The 17,495-nt window shown below is 70.1% G+C and carries 14 protein-coding genes and 1 pseudogene; 8 read left to right on the top strand and 7 right to left on the bottom strand.

Annotation, left to right across the window (positions count from 1 at the left end; translation table 11 throughout):
* Nucleotides 1-57 precede the first annotated feature (57 nt).
* On the bottom strand, nucleotides 58-564 hold the full coding sequence (gene purE, locus HBK84_RS13155; protein ID WP_370520638.1) for a 5-(carboxyamino)imidazole ribonucleotide mutase: 507 nt from the start codon (nucleotides 562-564) through the stop codon (nucleotides 58-60).
* 102 nt (nucleotides 565-666) lie between these two features.
* Nucleotides 667-1,788 (bottom strand): annotated as a pseudogene (locus HBK84_RS13150) (5-(carboxyamino)imidazole ribonucleotide synthase); the annotation flags it as partial.
* 227 nt (nucleotides 1,789-2,015) lie between these two features.
* On the opposite strand from HBK84_RS13150, the gene HBK84_RS09245 reads away from it, so the two are divergent.
* Nucleotides 2,016-2,648: a GtrA family protein gene (locus HBK84_RS09245; protein ID WP_094067096.1), complete on the top strand. Its 633-nt coding sequence runs from the start codon at nucleotides 2,016-2,018 to the stop codon at nucleotides 2,646-2,648.
* A gap of 98 nt (nucleotides 2,649-2,746) precedes the next feature.
* Here the strand turns inward: HBK84_RS09245 and HBK84_RS09240 are convergent, their stop codons facing one another.
* Nucleotides 2,747-3,451, bottom strand: coding sequence for a TIGR03089 family protein (locus tag HBK84_RS09240; RefSeq protein ID WP_167318733.1), 705 nt, complete (start codon nucleotides 3,449-3,451; stop codon nucleotides 2,747-2,749).
* Nucleotides 3,452-3,684: 233 nt separating this feature from the next.
* Between HBK84_RS09240 and HBK84_RS12865 the strand changes: the two genes are divergently transcribed.
* The 4 genes from HBK84_RS12865 to HBK84_RS09220 all read left to right on the top strand — a co-directional run bounded on the left by HBK84_RS12865 (nucleotide 3,685) and on the right by HBK84_RS09220 (nucleotide 7,011).
* On the top strand, nucleotides 3,685-4,254 hold the full coding sequence (locus HBK84_RS12865; protein ID WP_064846188.1) for a WhiB family transcriptional regulator: 570 nt from the start codon (nucleotides 3,685-3,687) through the stop codon (nucleotides 4,252-4,254).
* A gap of 5 nt (nucleotides 4,255-4,259) precedes the next feature.
* A complete protein-coding gene (locus HBK84_RS09230) occupies nucleotides 4,260-4,916 on the top strand; it encodes a DUF3499 family protein (protein ID WP_240918931.1) in 657 nt (218 codons plus the stop codon).
* A 76-nt stretch (nucleotides 4,917-4,992) separates the two neighbouring features.
* Complete coding sequence (locus HBK84_RS09225) at nucleotides 4,993-6,282, top strand: Ig-like domain-containing protein (protein WP_167318732.1); 1,290 nt, start codon at nucleotides 4,993-4,995, stop codon at nucleotides 6,280-6,282.
* Nucleotides 6,283-6,291: 9 nt separating this feature from the next.
* Entirely contained in the window at nucleotides 6,292-7,011 is a 720-nt protein-coding gene (locus tag HBK84_RS09220; protein ID WP_167318731.1) for a TIGR01906 family membrane protein, read from the top strand.
* On the opposite strand, the gene HBK84_RS09215 is transcribed toward HBK84_RS09220, so the two are convergent.
* Nucleotides 6,995-8,620, bottom strand: coding sequence for a dolichyl-phosphate-mannose--protein mannosyltransferase (locus tag HBK84_RS09215; RefSeq protein ID WP_167318730.1), 1,626 nt, complete (start codon nucleotides 8,618-8,620; stop codon nucleotides 6,995-6,997). The two genes, HBK84_RS09220 and HBK84_RS09215, sit on opposite strands and share 17 nt — an antisense overlap.
* An 81-nt stretch (nucleotides 8,621-8,701) precedes the next feature.
* Here HBK84_RS09215 and rsmI point away from each other — a divergent pair, with 81 nt between their 5' ends.
* Complete coding sequence (gene rsmI, locus HBK84_RS09210) at nucleotides 8,702-9,592, top strand: 16S rRNA (cytidine(1402)-2'-O)-methyltransferase (RefSeq protein ID WP_167318729.1); 891 nt, start codon at nucleotides 8,702-8,704, stop codon at nucleotides 9,590-9,592.
* A gap of 151 nt (nucleotides 9,593-9,743) precedes the next feature.
* Here the strand turns inward: rsmI and HBK84_RS09205 are convergent, their stop codons facing one another.
* The 3 genes from HBK84_RS09205 to HBK84_RS09190 are packed head-to-tail and all read right to left on the bottom strand — an operon-like array spanning nucleotide 9,744 to nucleotide 14,745.
* On the bottom strand, nucleotides 9,744-12,215 hold the full coding sequence (locus HBK84_RS09205) for a transglutaminaseTgpA domain-containing protein (protein ID WP_240918930.1): 2,472 nt from the start codon (nucleotides 12,213-12,215) through the stop codon (nucleotides 9,744-9,746).
* On the bottom strand, nucleotides 12,212-13,798 hold the full coding sequence (locus tag HBK84_RS09200) for a DUF58 domain-containing protein (protein WP_240918922.1): 1,587 nt from the start codon (nucleotides 13,796-13,798) through the stop codon (nucleotides 12,212-12,214). The genes HBK84_RS09205 and HBK84_RS09200 overlap by 4 nt, the downstream gene beginning before the upstream one ends.
* Nucleotides 13,795-14,745 (bottom strand): MoxR family ATPase, encoded by a 951-nt coding sequence (locus HBK84_RS09190; protein WP_098053364.1) that lies wholly within the window; start codon nucleotides 14,743-14,745, stop codon nucleotides 13,795-13,797. The genes HBK84_RS09200 and HBK84_RS09190 overlap by 4 nt, the downstream gene beginning before the upstream one ends.
* Before the next feature lie 170 nt (nucleotides 14,746-14,915).
* Here HBK84_RS09190 and HBK84_RS09185 point away from each other — a divergent pair, with 170 nt between their 5' ends.
* Both HBK84_RS09185 and HBK84_RS09180 read left to right on the top strand, forming a co-directional pair.
* A complete protein-coding gene (locus HBK84_RS09185) occupies nucleotides 14,916-16,076 on the top strand; it encodes a TatD family hydrolase (RefSeq protein ID WP_144931269.1) in 1,161 nt (386 codons plus the stop codon).
* Nucleotides 16,077-16,777: 701 nt separating this feature from the next.
* Nucleotides 16,778-17,464: a hypothetical protein gene (locus HBK84_RS09180; protein WP_167318728.1), complete on the top strand. Its 687-nt coding sequence runs from the start codon at nucleotides 16,778-16,780 to the stop codon at nucleotides 17,462-17,464.
* Nucleotides 17,465-17,495 lie beyond the last annotated feature (31 nt).

Genomic DNA, 17,495 nt, shown 5'->3' with positions numbered 1-17,495 from the left:
CATTGTGCCTTGTCCGCCTGGGTCCGGGCCGACAATGCACCCCGAAGGGGGTGGCGCTCAGTCCTGGGAGGCGGTTCCGCGGCTCACGGCGTCACGCAGCGCGGAGCCCTTCCGATGCGCCGCCTCCGAGAGCTCCTGTGCGAAGTCCCGCAGTCGTTCCCGCAGGTCCTGCCCGGACGCGTCCGGCGCCGATCCCAGCACCCGGGCGGCGAGCAGACCGGCGTTGCGGGCGCCGTTGATCGACACCGTCGCCACGGGAACCCCCGCGGGCATCTGCACGATGGACAGCAGGGAATCCATGCCGTCCAGGGTCTTCAACGCCACGGGCACCCCGATCACGGGCAGCGGCGTGACGGACGCGAGCATGCCCGGCAGGTGGGCGGCACCGCCGGCCCCGGCGATGATGACCCGCAGGCCACGCTCGTGGGCGGTACGGCCGTACTCGAGCATCTCGGTAGGCATCCGGTGCGCGGAGACCACGTCCGCCTCGTACGGGACCCCGAGTTCCTCGAGGGCCTCGGCCGCGGCCCGCATGGTGGCCCAGTCCGAGTCCGAGCCCATCACGAGACCCACGCGCGGGGCCTCGTCCTGACCGGACGGGACCGCACCCCACGGTTGCCGCTCGGGAGCATCGCTCACGTCGGTGGGTTGCACCCCGCGGTCCTCGCCGTCGCGCAGGATGCTCGCCGCGTGGGTCGCGATCTCCCGCAGCCGCTGCACCTCGTGGGCGCCGCCCACCACGTTGACGTGACCGATCTTGCGCCCCGGGCGCACGGACTTGCCGTAGTTGTGGATTTTGGCGCGGGGTTCCGCGCTCAGTGCCTGCGGATACGCGGCGAAGAGGTCCTGGTTGTCCCCGCCCAGGTAGTTCTTCATCACGGCCGCCCCGGCCACGACGTCCGTGGCGCCCAGGGGCCAGTCCAGCACGGCGCGCAGGTGCTGCTCGAACTGTCCCGTGACGGATCCGTCCATGCTCCAGTGACCCGAGTTGTGGGGGCGCATGGCGAGCTCGTTGACCGCGAAACCCGCGTCCGTCCCGGGGGTCTCGAACAGCTCCACGGCCATCACCCCGGTCACGCCCAGTTCCTCGGCCAGCCGGACCGCGGCGTCCTGTGCCGCGCGGGCCACCCGGGGATCCAGGCCGGGGGCGGGGGCGATGACCTCGTCGCACACCCCGGCCACCTGGATGGACTCCACCACGGGCCACGTCACGGTCTGCCCCGAGGGCCGGCGCGCGACCATCGCGGACAGTTCCCGCGAGAACGCGACCGCTTCCTCGGCGAGCAACCCGGCGCCGTCGTCCTGGCCGGTGGCGCGTTCGAACCACTCGGCGGCGGTGCCGGTGCCGGCGTCCTGCGGGCCGTCGACCTTGAGGACGCCCTTGCCGTCGTACCCGCCGCGCGGGGTTTTGAGGATCACGGGCCAACCCACGCGCTCGCCGAACGCCACGAGTTCCTGCGGGGAGTAGACTTCCTGCCACTGCGGATTGGGCAAGCCCAGCTCGGCGACGGCGCGGCGCATCACGAGCTTGTCCTGCGCATGCACCAGGGCGGACGGCCCCGGACGCACCGCCACAGCCTGCGCCTCGAGCGCGCGCAGATGCTCGGTGGGAACGTGTTCGTGGTCGAACGTGAGCACGTCCACGTCCGCGGCGAAACGCTGCAGGGTCTCGAGATCCGTGTAGTCACCTGTGGGTGCCGTGCGCACCGCGGCCACGGCACTGACCTCCGGGCCCTCGGCCAACACGCGCAGTTCCACGCCGAGAGCGACGGCGGCGGGGGCCATCATGCGGGCCAACTGCCCGCCGCCCACCACACCAATGACAGGACCGGTAATGGGAGAATTCACGGTTTCAGGCTAGCGCCACAGCGGACGTTCAGCCATTTCGGAGTACGATGCACTCAATCATCCTGCGGACGCCACATCATCCGTGTCGTGGCGGGCGGCGGGCCACGCCGGTGCGGCCACCCATCCCTCTTCCCCGAGCGTCAGATTGGGATCGAATCTTGAACAAAATGTTTGATCGCGCACACGCGCTGTGGAATCTGTTCGTCAAAGAACTCGCGAAGTTCGGGGTCGTGGGTGCGGCTGCGTTCGCCATCAACGCGGGCCTGGTCTGGGTGCTCATGCACACGCAGTACTTCGCGGAAAGCCACATCAAGGCCAAGGTGGTCGCCACGGTCGTGGCCATCATCTTCTCGTGGGTCGCCAACCGGTTGTGGACCTTCCGGGACAAGCGCCAAGAGGACAAACGCAAGGAACTCGTGCAGTTCCTGGTGGCCAACGGCATCGGCATGGGGATCGAACTCGGGTGCCTCGGGGTCAGCTACTACGTCCTGGGCCTGACCTCCGCGACCGCGTCCTTCATCTCCGGCACGATCATCGGCACCATCCTGGGCACGATCTTCCGCTACTTCGCCTACCGCTTCTGGGTGTTCAGCACCAAGCTGGACCAGGACCCGGACTTCGCGAGCAGCCCGGACCAGGAACTCGCGTTCATCACCGGGCAGATCCCCGTGATCCCGCAGCGCGAGGACAAGACGCCCCGACACAACGACCCGGCATCCCACCACGGGAACCCGGCGCCGCGGCCCGAGGACACGGTGGCGAACACCCTTCCCGAGCAGGACGTGCGCCGCGCGTCCTGATCCGCGAGGACCGTCGAACAGGGCGCCTGCACCACACAAACGCCGGCCGGACCACCGCCGGTCGCGCGGCCCGGTGCAGGCGCCACCGTGTTTCGGTGTCAACCGCGGGTTGCGCGCTCCTGGTCCAGGACAGCGGCCGTGGCATCCTCGGGACGCGCGGTCAGCACCACCGCCCCACCGGCCGTGATGATTCCCAGGGTCCGCAGGGCCGCGTTCTCGCTCCAACCCTCGGTGAGCGGCAGGTACACGGTGCCCCCGTCGGTTCCGGCGAGCTCCAACGCTCGCGGCAGTACCTCCGCGTGGGTCACCCCGGACGGCAGGGCCACGCTGTTGGGCTCCGGGTTCTCGAGACCCCCGTACATGTCCGGTTGGGCCCGGACCTCGTCGCAGAAGTCCACCGCGCCCTTGGGCAGGGGCCCCGAGCACTCGAAGGCCAGTGCGGGTTCGGCGACCACCAGCAGGGTCTGCGCCGCGGCGTCGTCGTCAGGGTGAGACTCCGGGTACGCATGGACCACCGAATCCGGTTCGGGATGACGCGTGAAGTCCACGCGCGCACCCGCGCGTAACGCCGCGAACGTGAGCACCGCGAGTCGCCAGTGCGGCACGGGGGAAATCGTGAGGACGTCGGAGGCGACGACGTCGAGCTCGTCCACGAGCAGCCCGGCGGCCTTCTCGACCCAGTTCACCAGGACCCGCCCGGACAGCTCGACCCGTTCGGCGCCGTCGCGCCAGATCAGAGCGGGGGTGGGGCGCTCGGCCACGGTCTGCAGGGCCTGGGCCAGGTCTGTCGGTGTGCGTCCCACGAGGAAACTCCTTAGGGTATGTGACGGAACCACGGGTTCCCGAACGGCGCGCCGGTGGACCCGGGAAGCCCAGGATACTCGGCTTGACTCAATAGGACTTACACGCGTGTAATTAGGGGGTCCACCTAGATATCGACGGTGTACGCCCCTACGTGGCGCACTCGTTTTCGGTCGGGACAACCGGGCTGGTTGAGGGCATTTGAACAGCGAACGCGTGGGACGGAAGGAGCGACATGGGAGAGGCCGCACGCCGCCAGATCGATGCTCGGGAGGACTACGAACCCGGGTCGACCGGGGGTGCAGCTCCCGTGGACTGGTTCGTGGATCCCGTGGATCAAGCCCGGGGGGACTCGGGTGTGACCACACTGGACGATCTCGCCACGGCCTTCCTGGCCGCACACCCCGAGGTCGCCGGGGACGTGCTCCTGCGTTCCGACCGCAAGAAGCCGCGTGAACCGCAACCCCCCGTGAGCACCCCCCAAGACCTGAGCACCACCGAGGTCCACGACGTCCAGAGCGTGGACGCCTCCGTGTGGCAGGCCGTGGCCGGGCTGTACTCCGTGAGCGAGGGCGACGCCGAGGGCGAGCTCGCGTGGCAGACCGACGCCCTGTGCGCCCAGACCGATCCCGAGGCCTTCTTCCCCGAGAAGGGCGGGTCCACCCGGGACGCCAAGCGCGTGTGCGAGGCGTGCCCCGTGAGCGGCAAGTGCCTGGACTACGCCATGGCCAACGACGAGAAGTTCGGGATCTGGGGCGGCCTGTCCGAGCGCGAGCGGCGCAGGCTGCGTCGCCGGGGACGCTGAACCCCGTGGCCGCTCCCGAGACTCCGCGGCGCACGTGCTCCAAGCAGATGTGCAACCGTGACGCGGTGTGCACCCTGACCTATGTCTATTCCGATTCCACCGCGGTGATCGGTGCCCTGTCCGCGCGGCGGGAACCGCACGCGTACGACCTGTGCCCCGTGCACGCGGACTCATTGACGGCACCCAAGGGCTGGCGCGTGGTGCGCCTGGAGTCACCGGACGGCTGGAACCACGACGACCTCGACGCCGTGGTGGAAGCCATCCGACCGGACGAGGATCCCGCACCCCACCGCACGGCGCGCGGTACGTTCCTGGGCGCCGTGCGACCGCCCGGGGCTGCGCGACCCTCGGGCCCGTCCCGGTCACGGGGTCCCGTGTTGCGCGACGTCTCCTACCAGGGCCGCGATGACGAATCCCGGGCCGACGCCGATTCCGGCCCCGCGGGCGACTCCGGTTCCGCCGAAATGCCCCGTTCCGAGGGCTCCGCGGGCGCCAATGGCGCGCGCCCGGCGTGTCATGTTCCCATGGGCCGTTCCGGGGCGGATACCGGCTATTCTGTAGTGACGCGTACGATTGCGAACGCAAATACGCAGGTGGGGCAGCGCATGGACTCCGTCCCCCTCCCCGCAGCCCTGCGCACCCCGCACTGGCGGCGGCCGTAACCCGGTTGCCCCGTCCGGGTGGGCTGCGAGACCGTGATTCCCACGGCCGCCGTTCTCCCCCCGATGTGAGGTGCCCATGAGACTCCCTTCCCACCACCGCGATCCGCTGCCCGGGACACCGCGCGAGCCGGCGCGTCCCGCCGGGGCGAGCGCGCGGCGTCGTCGTCCGGGCATCGCGTGCCTCGCTCTCGCGGGGCTCCTGGGCCTGAGCGCGTGCGCCGGGGGGAACGACGCCACTCCGGCAGCGCCGTCGTCCGCCGACGCCGCTCCATCGAGCCCCGCGCCCACGAAGAGTTTCGGGACCGTGCGGGTCGAGGTGAGCCCGGCCGCCGACACGAGCATGGTCAACCCCGTGGACCCCGTGGTCGTCACAGCGGACGGCGGGGAACTCACGGACGTGACCGTGAGCGCCGCGGGCTCGGGGGAGCGGGTCGAGGGCGAACTCGCGCAGGACGGCCACGAGTGGCGCTCGAAGGCGCCCCTTGCGTTCGACGAGACCTACACGGTGGACTACACCGCGCGCTCCGGGGACCGGGACAGCACGGGGCAGTCCGTGTTCAGCACGGTGGACGCCGCCCACGAGGCGGACGTGGCCCTCAACGTCAAGGACGGGCAGACCTACGGCGTGTGGCAGGTCGTGGAGTTCAACTTCTCCGAGCCCGTCATGAACAAGGACGAGGTCGAGAAGGCCGTGACCGTGGACGGGGCGCACCGCGACGGCGCGTTCCGGTGGTACTCGGACCGCAAACTGCGCTTCCGCCCGGAGCAACCGTGGGACCCGAACTCCAAGGTCACGGTCACCGCTAACATCCTGGGCAAGGATCTGGGCAACGGGATGATCGGCAACGGCAACGAGACGGTGTCGTTCAGCACCGGTGCCGAGCAGCGGGTGTTCGTGGACAACAACACCAAGACCCTCGTGGCCTACGTGAACGGCAAGGAGACCGGTCGCTGGCCCGTGACCCTGGGCAACCCGGACTGGCCGTCCACCACGGGCAAGAAGGTCATCATCGAGCAAGCGGCCTCCTACGAGTTCAAGGCGTCGTCGCTGAACCTCAAGCCCGGCGACCCCCACTACTACCCGCCGTTCGACGCGTCCAACGTGTCCCGGCTGACGTGGAGCGGCGAGTTCATCCACCAGGCGCTGCCGTCCGCGATGCCCGTGCTGGGCGTGGCCAACGTGTCCCACGGGTGCGTGGGGATGCCGCCGGAGGGTGCGGCCTACATTTTTGAGACCTTCCGCCCGGGTGACATGGTGGAGGTGGTCAACACTGACTACCCCCAGGCCGATCCCGACGATGGCTACGGGGACTGGAACATCCCGTTCGAGCACTACTCGGACGAGGACTGGCACGGAAACTGGTGATACAGCCCGGTGAGCTCCTCCATCCCACGCGGCCCCTGGCCCCGCCCCACCGCGGTGCAGCGCATCCTCCAGGGATTCCTGGCACTCACTCTGCCCGTCCTGCTCGTGGCGCTGGGGGTACGACTCGTGGCCACCCCGGTCTTCCTGTGGCTCGAGTACCACCGCCCCGGCTTCCCCGCTGACCACTGGGGGATGAGCACGCAGGAACGGATGACGTTCGGTTCCTACGGGATGGACTACATCATGAACCTGGCCCCGCCCGAGTACTTGGGCGGCCTGGTGAGCAGCGAGGGTGGCATGGCGTTCACCCCGGCGGAGGTCTCTCACATGCGGGACGTCCAGCACGTGATGTACTGGGGGCTGCTGATCGCGTTCGTCCTGCTCGTGCTGAGCGTCCTGGCGGCCTGGTACCTGCACCGGGCGACCCCGGGGACCGCCTCTTCCGCGTGGTTCGCGGGCTCGTGGCTCACCGTGATCCTGTTGCTGCTCACGGCCGTGTTCGCGGTGGTGGGGTGGCAGAGCTTCTTCGCGGCGTTCCACTCCTTGTTCTTCAGCTCCGGGACGTGGACCTTCAGCATCTCGGACACCCTGATCCGGCTCTATCCCACCCAGTTCTGGATCGACGCCGCGATCGCCGTGGCGCTCGTGACGCTCATCGGGGCGTTCGCGGTCATGCTCGCCACGACCCGCCGGATGCGGGCGGCACGCTCTTTCAGATCCACGAGGTGAACCACATCCGCCAGCGCCAGTGCTCGTAGGGAATGGTCTGGGCGGTCCACACGGGCCAGAAGAACACCGCGAGCACCACCACGAGCAGCAGGAACACCAGGCTCACCCTGCGCCAGCGCCGCGCCCACACCGGTGAGATCACCTGCTCGTGCACCGCGGCGGACGGCGTGCCCGCGGTGGCACCCAGGCGGGGGACCGCGAGCTTGCCTGTGAGCACCCCGATCATCCCCGTGATCAGCAGGACCATGGAGGGGAAGTAGGACAGCGCGTAGAAGAAGAACATCGTGCGTTCCGGGTAGAGGAACCACGGGAGGTAACCGGCCGCGTACACGCCCACGAGGGCACCGAAGCGCCAGTCACGGAGCACCGCCCACAACCACAGTCCCAGCAGCACCGCCAGGATCCCCACCCACCACACGGCGGGGTTGCCCAGGTTGAGGATGGCCTGGCTGCACGAGTCCACCGTGCAGCCGTCCACGCCTCGTCCGGGGGATTCGTAGAAGTAGGACGTGGGGCGGGCCATGACCGGCCACGTGGCCGGGCCGGCCATGTACGTGTGGTGCGAGGACAGCCCCGCGTGGAACGAATAGGCCGCCACGTGGTACTCCCACAGGGAACGTAGGGCGGGCGGGAGCCACTGCGGGCCGTCGCCCGGGTTCAGCTCGGCCCAGTTGCGGTTGTAGCCCGTGCTCGTGGTGAGCCACCCGGTCCACGTGATCACGTACACCACCGCGCCCACGCCGATCATGCTCAGGAATCCCCACGGGCCGTCCTTGAGCACCGCACCGGCGAACCAGTTCTTGACCCCGGCGATCCGCCGCGCGTTCATGTCCCACAGCACCGCCAGGATCCCGAGCGCGGCGATGCTGAACAGCGCGTTCCACTTCACGGCTGCGGCCGCACCGCACGCCACGCCCGCGGCGATCCGCCACCCCCGCACGCCCAACCACGGGCCCAGGACGCCGCCGGGGCCGCGGGCGAGCAGGCGGCGTCGACCGTCGTCGCGGTCCAACAGGACGAAGACGAAGGCGAGCAACAGGAAGAACATGAGGAAGACGTCCAGCAGGGCCAGGCGGGACTCCACGAGGTGCAGCCCGTCCAGGGAGGTCAGCACACCGGCGATCGTGGCCAGGGTGACCGAGCGGAACAACAACCATCCCGCGCACCAGATCACCGCGATGGACGCCGTGCCGAACAGGGCCGCGGAGAAGCGCCACCCGAACGGGTCGTCCGCGCCGAACAACCACAGCCCGATCGCGATGAGCCACTTGCCCAGGGGCGGGTGCACCACGAAAGAGGGGTGACCCTGTGTGTCCGGGATGTTCCCGGAGACGAAACCCTCGTCCGCGCCCTCGGGCCATTGCTGCTCCGTGCCGTGGAGCAGCAGCGAGTAGGCGTCTTTGAGGTAGTACGTCTCGTCGAAGACCACGGCGTGCGGCCACGACAGGTGCACGAAGCGCAGCACCCCGCCCAGCAGGGTTACGAGCGCCAGGGGGACCCACCAGTACCGGGGCAACCGGGTGACCGCAGGGAGCAGGCGGTCGCGCACGGAGGGGGCCACGGGTGCGGTCGAGGCGGGGGAGAAGACAGTCGAGGGCACGGATCCCATCGTAGGGTGCACCCCTGGAGATTCAGCCCGGCCACGGTGGCGTCACCGCGTTCGACCGGCGGACCTTCGTAGAGTGGACGGGTGAGTTCACAGACATCGACGACCACCCCCGGCACCGAGGACCACCGCCCCGGTGCCGTGGTGGTCGTGGGCACCCCCATCGGCAACCTCTCGGACGCGTCCCAGCGGCTCAAGGACATCCTGCACACCGCGGACGTGCTGGCCGTGGAGGACACCCGCACCCTGCACCGCCTGGCCTCCGGGCTCGGCGTGACCGTGACCGGGCGGGTGGTCACCCACCACGAACACAATGAGAACGCGCGCACCGGCGAACTGCTGGACGAGGTGCGCCGCGGTCGGACCGTGGCCGTGCTCTCCGACGCGGGCATGCCCACGGTCTCCGACCCCGGGTTCCCGCTCGTGCGCGCCGCGGCCGAGGCGGACCTGCCCGTGAGTGTGCTCCCCGGGCCCTCGGCGGTCCTCGCGGCGCTCGCGGTCTCCGGGCTGCCCACCGACCGGTTCACGTTCGAGGGCTTCCTGCCGCGTAAGACGGGCGAGCGTGCGGCCCACCTCGCGACCCTGCGGGACGAACCCCGCACCATGGTCTTCTACGAGTCCCCGCACCGTCTCGCGGAGATGCTCACCGCGCTGCGGGACGCCCTGGGCGCGGACCGGCGCGCGGCCGTGTGCCGCGAGCTGACCAAGCTGCATGAAGAGGTGCTGCGCGATGACCTCGCGGGTCTGGTCGAGTGGGCCGCGAACAACCAGGTGCGCGGGGAGATCGTGGTAGTCGTGCATGGTGCCCCACCGGCCGCGGCTCCCGAGCCCGAGGACCTCGTTCAGGAGGTCGAGCACCTCGTGGCCACGAGCGACGTCAAGCTCAAGGCCGCCGCGCGCGAAGTGGCCACCGAGCACGGGGTGAGCACACGCAAGCTCTACGACGCCGTGATCACCGCGCGCGGTCAGAACTGACCCGACCCGCGGTAACGGCGCGCAGATATGTAGAACGACCGTCTCGCCGACGAGTGCCCCTCGGGTCGGACTTGCCGGTCTCCGTGCAGTGATGACGGCGCGGCCCCGGCCTCCGCGCGGGCGGGACGGACCCGCCCGCGCGGCGTCGTGGTCACCCGCGCGGGCCGCTCCACAGCGACGCCGGCCACCAGTCGGCGCGCAGCCGCCCGCCGCGCGAGGCCCGCTTCCGGAACTCGTCCCGGACCAGCGTGAGGTCCTCCGGCGTGGTCCGCGGGGTCCAGCGGGAGTCCGGGGCGCCGTAGCTCGCGGATTCCAGGTCCGCGACGAGGTGATCCACGGCGGTCTGCGCACCCGGTAGCCCCGCCGCGAGCCGGCGTGCCCGCACGCGAGGCGTGTCGGACGCGGGGGAGGTGACGCCGTGGTCCTCGGCGAGCGCGCGGAACTCGTCCCACGCGGCGTTGGCCCGGCGCTGCGGGGTCAGGGACGCGTCCTGCAGTGCCGCGAGTCGCGCCCGACGACGCCGCCCGCGCACCACCCGCGGCGCCGCCGCGAGGGCCAGCAGCGCGAGCAGACCGAGCACCCCGGTCACGAGCCACCACGGCACCGTGGCGGTGGTCGGCGCCGCCTCGTCCTGGGGTGATGGCTCCTGCGAGGGGTCGTCCCCCGGTTGCTCGCTGGGTTGTTCACGCGGCTGATCGGACGGCTGGTCGGAGGGTTCCTTGCTGGGCTGTTGCTCGGGCTCGTCGCTCGGCGCCGCGGTCTCCTCCGGGGTCTGCGAACCCTCCCCACCCTGGTCCTGGGCCGAATCCGGCGCGTAATCGGGGGTGCTGGGCACCCCGGGGGTGGGCTCGAAACGGACCCAGCCCACGCCCTCGAAGTACAGCTCGGGCCACGCGTGGGAATCGCCCGTGCTCACGGGGAAGGAACGGCCGCCGTCCGGGTCCTCGACCGGGGCGGTGGGCAGGTAACCCACAGCGACCCGCGCGGGGATACCCACTTCCCGGGCCATGAGGGCCATGGCCGGGGCGAAATGCCCCGAGTACCCCGTGCGGGTGCGCATGAACTCGTCGAGTGATCCCATCCCGCCGGCGTCGTAACCCTGGGCGAGCGGCGCGGTCACGTCGTAGCGGAAGTCGTCGCGCAGGTGGTTCTGGATCGCGAGGGCGCGGTCGTAGTCCGTGTCCGCACCCTCGGTGAACGTGCGCGCGGCGTCCGCGACCGATTGCGGGCGGTTCGCGGGCAGCCGCAGGTAGTCGCCGAGCTGCGGGTCCGACGCTGCCGACGGTGCCGTCCGCAGTGCCTCCGGGGTGGCTCGTGACAGCGCGGACGTGACCGTGTACTCGGCCCCGGACATTCCCGTGGACTCGCTGAAGATGGACAGGTCGCGGGGATTCCACGCCCACCCCTCGTCACCGAGTCCACTCACGGCCACCGGGGCGTAGGGTGCTGGCAGCCAGTGCTCGGAGAAGTCGTCGAACATGACCTTGGCCGAGACCTCGGTGCCGCGGGGGACCGGGTTGCGCGCGGCGTCGGCCAGACCCGACAGATCGCCGTCCAGGTTCTCGACGTCCGGGAACCACTCGTCCTGGTCGAAATCGGAAAGGGTGAGCAACCGCATGTATTGGGGCTGGTCGTCCGAGGTCGTGTAGGAGAACCGCCGGGTGTGCTCGTCCGAGCGCAGGTCCTGACCCACCGCGCGCAGCGGGCCCACCCCGGAGGCGCGCTCCGCGGTGAACGAGCTGCCCTGTGGGAAGGCCCCGTTGAAGAATCCGGGCATGACCGCGGGGATGAACAGCACCACCGCGAGTACACCGGCGATGACGAGCAGGGCGCGGGGGAATCCTCCCGGGGTCGGGGCGATGCGCTGGGCGCGCGTGGCACCCCAGAACCGTGAACCGGCCAGCAGCGCCAGGGCGGCGAGCGCGGCCGCGGCCAGACCGAGGGCAGTGACGCTGCCCGGCAGGGTCAGCGCGGGGAGCACGAGCAGCGCCAGGACCCCCAGGCATGCGAGCCCGGCCATGCGTAGGCCCACGAGCACGGTTTCCATGAACACGGTCACCAGCCCCACCAGGGTGCACAGCACGAAGGCCAGCCCGGGGTTCGGGCCGTAGGGGGCGGCGTCGCGGGAGATGAAGTCGCCGGAGGAACGCCACAGCTCACCGGCCGCGGTGAAGGTCTCCCCGGTGGGGATGAAGCCCAGCAGGGCGTGGGAAGGCAGGTGCACCACGGTCAACGCGAGCAACAGGGCGGCCAGGCCCAGGACCGTGACGAGCGGTGAGGGCACGCGCAACCAGCGGGCCGCGCCCGTGACCACGAGCACCGTGAGCACGGTGGCCGCCACGGAGGGCAGCCACCACAGGCCGTTCAGCGCACCGGCCATGCCCACGCAGCCCAGGGCGATCGCGGTGAGCAGAAGCAGACTGAGTTCGATCACGCGGGGCCGGGGCGGACGCGCTCCCTGGATGTGCTGACCGTGCGGAGTGCGGGAGTGGCCGGCGGAGCTCCGGCCGTCCGGAGCGGCCCGGAGGCCGGTGGCGGCGGGGGTCACCGAGCGGCCCTGAACCGTGGGCGCCGCGGTGGCGGCGTCGTGGTCCGCGTGGGGCGTGGGATCGGGGGTGCTCATGCGGTGGCCCTCCCTCGGGCGTGGCCCATCATCTCGTCCATGCGCAGCTGTCGGGTACCGGGGTCGGGCGGCGGCGGAGTCAGCAGGGTGGCCCCGCGGGTGGTCGCGAGCCATGCGGCGTCCACGTCCGTCCAGCGCGTCACCAACACCACGGACCACCCCGCGGACTCGAACACCGCGGCGCTGTCGGGGCGGTGCGCGGGGGCGTCGATCACCATGATGACCGAACACACCGTGTTCGCCGCCGCTGCCGTGACGTAGCGCCGCGCGGCCGCTGGGGAGAGTCGGCCCGTGAGCAGCAACAGCGGGTGGGAGAGCCCCTCCCGTTCGAGGCGCTCGGTCAGGGGACCGGTCGACGCCTCGGATTCGGGCCGGCTCACGAGGGCCGCTCGGGAGAGGCCGTGGACGACTTCCGTGGCGGTGTCGTCGGTGACGTCCGTATCCCGCAGGTCGGCCACCGGTGCCTCGCCGCGGGGCATTGCGCGGCCCTGGTCGTCGAGCGCGTGCACCACGGTCTCGCGGCGCGTGAGGTGCTCGATCACGGACGCCGCCGCGCGCACCGACCACTCGAACTCCTCGGTGGATTCGAGCACACCGGCCCACACACGAGCGCCCGGCCAGTGTTCGGCCGCGGAGTCCAGGACCACGACGGCGCTGCGCGTGCTGCGCGGGTCCTCCTGGCGCACCATGAGCTGGCCGTGCTTGGCGGACGCCGCCCAGTGCACCCGGCGCATGGGGTCACCGTGGCGGTACTCGCGGGTCATCACGTTGTCGGGTCCCGGTTGCGGTTGGGCGCGCCGGGACGGGTCGTTGCCGGATTCACGCGCCATGGTGACCCCGTGCTCGGTGAGGTCCTCGGGTTCCGGGGCCACGTACAGCGACGTCCGCTCGGCCACGTCCAGCAGTTCGGTCACCACGCCGAACGGGTCGCCCACGCGCACCGTGGCCGGACCCAGTTCGTGGATCCCCCGACGCCGCGGGCGCACCGTGTACGTGACCGGCGCCCCGGACACCGGTACCGAGACGTCCTGGTCCCGGCCCAGCAGGGGGTCCACGGTCTCGTGCACGTCCACGGCGGCGACGGCGCTCGTGCGGCCCGAGCGGAGGGTGCCCTTGCGGTCCGCGTCGGTGGTGTCCGGGCCTGCCCCGCGGCCGGGGTTCGCGGCATCCGCCGAGCCATCGCCCATGCCACCCGTCAGGCCGCCTCCCGCCGTGCCCATGTCGTGGACCGCGGGGTCCACCGGGTCGTGGGTGGAGCTTGCTCGACCGGCACCCGAGGTGCGGTTGCGCGCGGAGAAGGCGGAGCGACGTCGTACGCGCAGGGCCACCTGGGCGGCGTCGCCGAGCGTGACGAGCGGCGGGTCCACCGAACGTTTGAGCAGGACGCGAGGTTTGACGAGCCACATGGCCAGGGAGGACAGCAGCGGCACCATGCCCAGGAACAGGGACAGCGCCAGGACGTCCTTGCGGCCGAGCCACGTGGCGGCAGCCAGGCACAGCACGGCTGCCGCCAGGAAACACCACCCGCGCACCGTGAACTTGGCGCGTGAGTCCACCCGCGCCTCGGGAGCGGCGGCCTTCATCGGGTCTGGGGGGCGTCTTCGGTGGGGACGCGGACGTCGGAGAGGATCGTGCGCACGATGTCCTGGGCGCTGTCCGCACCCGAGCGACGCTCGAGGAGCAGGCGGTGGGAGAGTACGGCCACCGCGACGTCCTTGACGTCGTCCGGCAGCACGTGGTCGCGTCCGGCCAGGGCGGCCTGCGCGCGGGCGGCCGCCTGCAACTGCAGGGCCGCGCGGGGGCTCGCGCCCAGGCGCAGGTGCGGGTGCGTGCGGGTGGCCTGGCACAGTGCCACCACGTAGCGGCGCACCGGGGTGGACACGTGCAGCGAGGCCACGTGGCGTACGAGGTCGCGGGCCTCCTCGATGTCCACGACCGGCCCGAGACCCGTCAACGGGGAGCCTGCGCCGTGATCGCGCAGCATGGCGACCTCGGCGTCCGCGTCCGGGTAGCCCATGGAGATCCGCGCCATGAACCGGTCCCGCTGGGCCTCCGGGAGGGGGAACGTGCCGTCCATCTCCACCGGGTTCTGGGTGGCCACGACCATGAACGGTTCGGCCAGCCGGTACGTGGTGCCGTCCGCCGTGACCTGGCCCTCCGCCATGGCCTCCAGCAGCGCGGACTGGGTCTTGGCCGAAGCGCGGTTGATCTCGTCCCCGATCACCACGTTCGCGAACACCGGGCCGGGTTTGAACTCGAACTGGTTGCGGGTCTGGTCGTACACCGACACACCCGTGATGTCCGTGGGGAGCAGGTCCGGGGTGAACTGGATCCGGTTGATCGTCCCACCCACCGCGCCGGCCAGGGTACGGGCCAGCATGGTCTTGCCCACGCCCGGGACGTCCTCGACCAACAGGTGGCCGCCGGCCAGCAGGGTCAGCAGGGCCGTGCGGGTCTCGGCGGGTTTGCCGTCGATGACCGAGTTCATGCGGTCAAGGATGGCCTTGGTGCGGGCGGCGAACTGCTCCATTATTTCCTCGTCTCACGGGCAGGGGGATCCGGGGGTGTTTGTCCCCATGTTCGCAGGTATTTGCCAGGTGCGGGTGCATTGCGAACGGGGTCGGGGCCCCTTCCTCACCGAGCGGCGCACGGATGCGGTTGCCCGGGGCCGGGCGGGAGCGCGTCATCTATCGTGGAGGGGTGATCGAGACACCCGTATCCGAATCCGTGTGGGACCACGCAGCCCGACCCGAGCCCGTGGCGGGACAGACGCCCGAGGCGTACACCGTGGAGCGGTACGCGGTCGCCGATTCCGGTGACGACGTGCCCAACGGTGAGGGCACGGAGCGTCGTGCGCACACGGATGCACAAGGACGACGTCGCAATCTCACGTTCCCTGCGCTGCCGGAGCCGTTGCCGCACCCCGTGGTGGACAACCACACCCACCTGGACATGCAGGACGGGTTGGTACGGGTGTCCGTGGTGGATGCGATGGCCACGGCCAGGGACGCCTCCGTGTGCGGGGTGGTCCAGGCAGGGTGCGACGTGGAGTCGTCGCGATTCGCGGTGGCAGCGGCGCAGACGGTTCCGAGGGTGCTGGCCGCGGTGGCGCTGCACCCGAACGAGGCCCCCACCTTGGCCGGGTCGGGTGTCTCCGGAGACCTGGATGCACCGGCTCCGGCGGGTGACGGCTCGGCGAAGGGGTCCGGAGCGGGGCGCTTCGAGTCCGATGGACCAGGGGGAGTTTCCGCGGCTGGGCGTTTCACGGGGGCACGCGACGCGGGCTCAACGGGCGGGCGCTCGCTGGACGAAGCGCTCGCGGTGATCGATGAATTGGCGGGGCAGCGTAGGGTGCGCTGCGTCGGCGAGACGGGAATGGATCGTGTACACACCCCGGAGTCGGGGTTGGCGGTGCAGGAGGAGTCGTTCCGGGCGCACATCGAGATCGCCAAGCGGCGCGGGGTGGCCATGCAGATCCACGACCGTGAGGCCCACGAGGACGTGGTGCGCATCCTCCGTGATGCCGGGGCTCCCGAACGTACGGTGTTCCACTGCTTCTCGGGGGACGCGGAGCTCGCGCGGTTGTGCAACGAGAACGGGTGGTACATGTCGTTCGCGGGAACCGTGACGTTCAAGAACGCGGCACCGCTCAAGGCAGCGCTGCGGGAAGCGGATCCGGGGCTCGTGCTGTGCGAGACGGATGCGCCGTTCCTCACGCCGCACCCGTTCAGGGGCCGGCCCAATGCGCCGTACATGGTCAACTACACAGTGCGGGGGATGGCGGAGATCCTGGACACGGACCTCGAGGAGCTGTGCCGGCGGATCTGGGAGAACTCGGAGCGGGTGTACGGGCAGTTCTGAATTCGGAACGGGTGTGCGGGCAGTTCTGAGGGGCTCCCACCCCGCCCCGCGACCCATCCACCATGCCCACCCACACCCTGCGCCCACTTGGCTTCTCATGCGTGCTCCCACAACCAACCCACCCACCTCCCCACCGCGGCAACCGGGCTGCACCACACCAGTGCCCCGAAAAAGCAAGGAGCGAGGCGGATCCAGTGTCGTTTCGGAGCACAGATGTTTGCGAGATCGGGGGCGTGAGGTCATCCGCACTCCCCATCCAGTCCAGGCCCTCCGATTTTTAGGTCGTCCGTTCCTAGATTCCTGGCATGGACTCACGAATCACTGCCACTTACCGAGGCCCACGACCTCTCGTGGCCACTACCGGTGAACTGGGTCGGCGGAAACACCAGCTGACCCGTGATCCTTCGATGCATCAACTGGCCCACGGGCTGTGGTGCCGCGCCGATTCGCCCCCGGATCACGTGCAACGGGCCATGTTGCTGCAACGTCATCTCAACGGCCCTGGATCGTCCGTCCGCATCACGGGAATCACCGCGCTACAAGTCCTTGGGATTCCGATCGGGTCCCACTATCGATGGGCGGATCGGGCGCTGTGTCATCCCGCGCCGCCGCGGGGTAACGACCTGGACGAACATCTTCACCGCGTTCTCCACCTCTCATGGCATGGTGAGCGGTGTAAAACTCGTGATCCCAGTGTTCTTATGACCAAGTCCTACGGCTTGGGGTCCTATGCCGGACCGTGGGGATCCACGCTGGTTCATCCGGTGGAGGCACTCGTCGTGGCCGCGCCCATGATGTCCCGCTGGGCACTCACCGCCGCACTGGATGCGTTGCTGGTGCATCGTGATCTGAGGCCGGTGGACTCGACACCCGCGTGGACGTCTCAATCCTGTGGGGAGCCGCTCTCGCTGGCGGACATCTACTCGGCATTGGAGACGCTGCCTCCGACATCCCGTGCGGTCATGGCGGTGCGCACGGCATTGAAGAGCACGCAATTTCCCACGCTTTCTCCCATGGAGACCTTGACGCGGTTGATGCTGTTGGCGTGTGGCCTGCCGTGTCCCGTTATGAACTTTCGCGTGGACACACGCCTGGGTTACAGCCTGCTCGACCTGGCGTGGCCTGAACACAAGACAGCCATTGAGTTCAACGGGCGGGTGCACAGCGAGAACCACCACGCATACAAGAACGAGATGTATCGCAACGAGGTGCTCCGAGATCTGGGGTGGAAACTTCGCATCATCGTGTTCGATGATCTCCGAGATCCCGCCCGCTCAGTCGAGTGGCGCACCTGGTTGGGGCGCCAACTTTGGGTCGTGCCCCGTTTCCCGGCAGCAGGATCTCGCGCTCGCACATCCGTGTCCCGAAAAGGCATCCATATCCCGTGATCGGTGTCGTTCTGGGGCACACGTGTTGTGC

The organism is Kocuria sp. KD4 (genome assembly GCF_011769905.1).
GTDB classification, from domain to species: Bacteria; Actinomycetota; Actinomycetes; order Actinomycetales; family Micrococcaceae; genus Kocuria; species Kocuria marina.
Note: the sequence above shows the minus strand (reverse complement) of the source record. Positions and strands in the feature narration are given on the sequence as shown.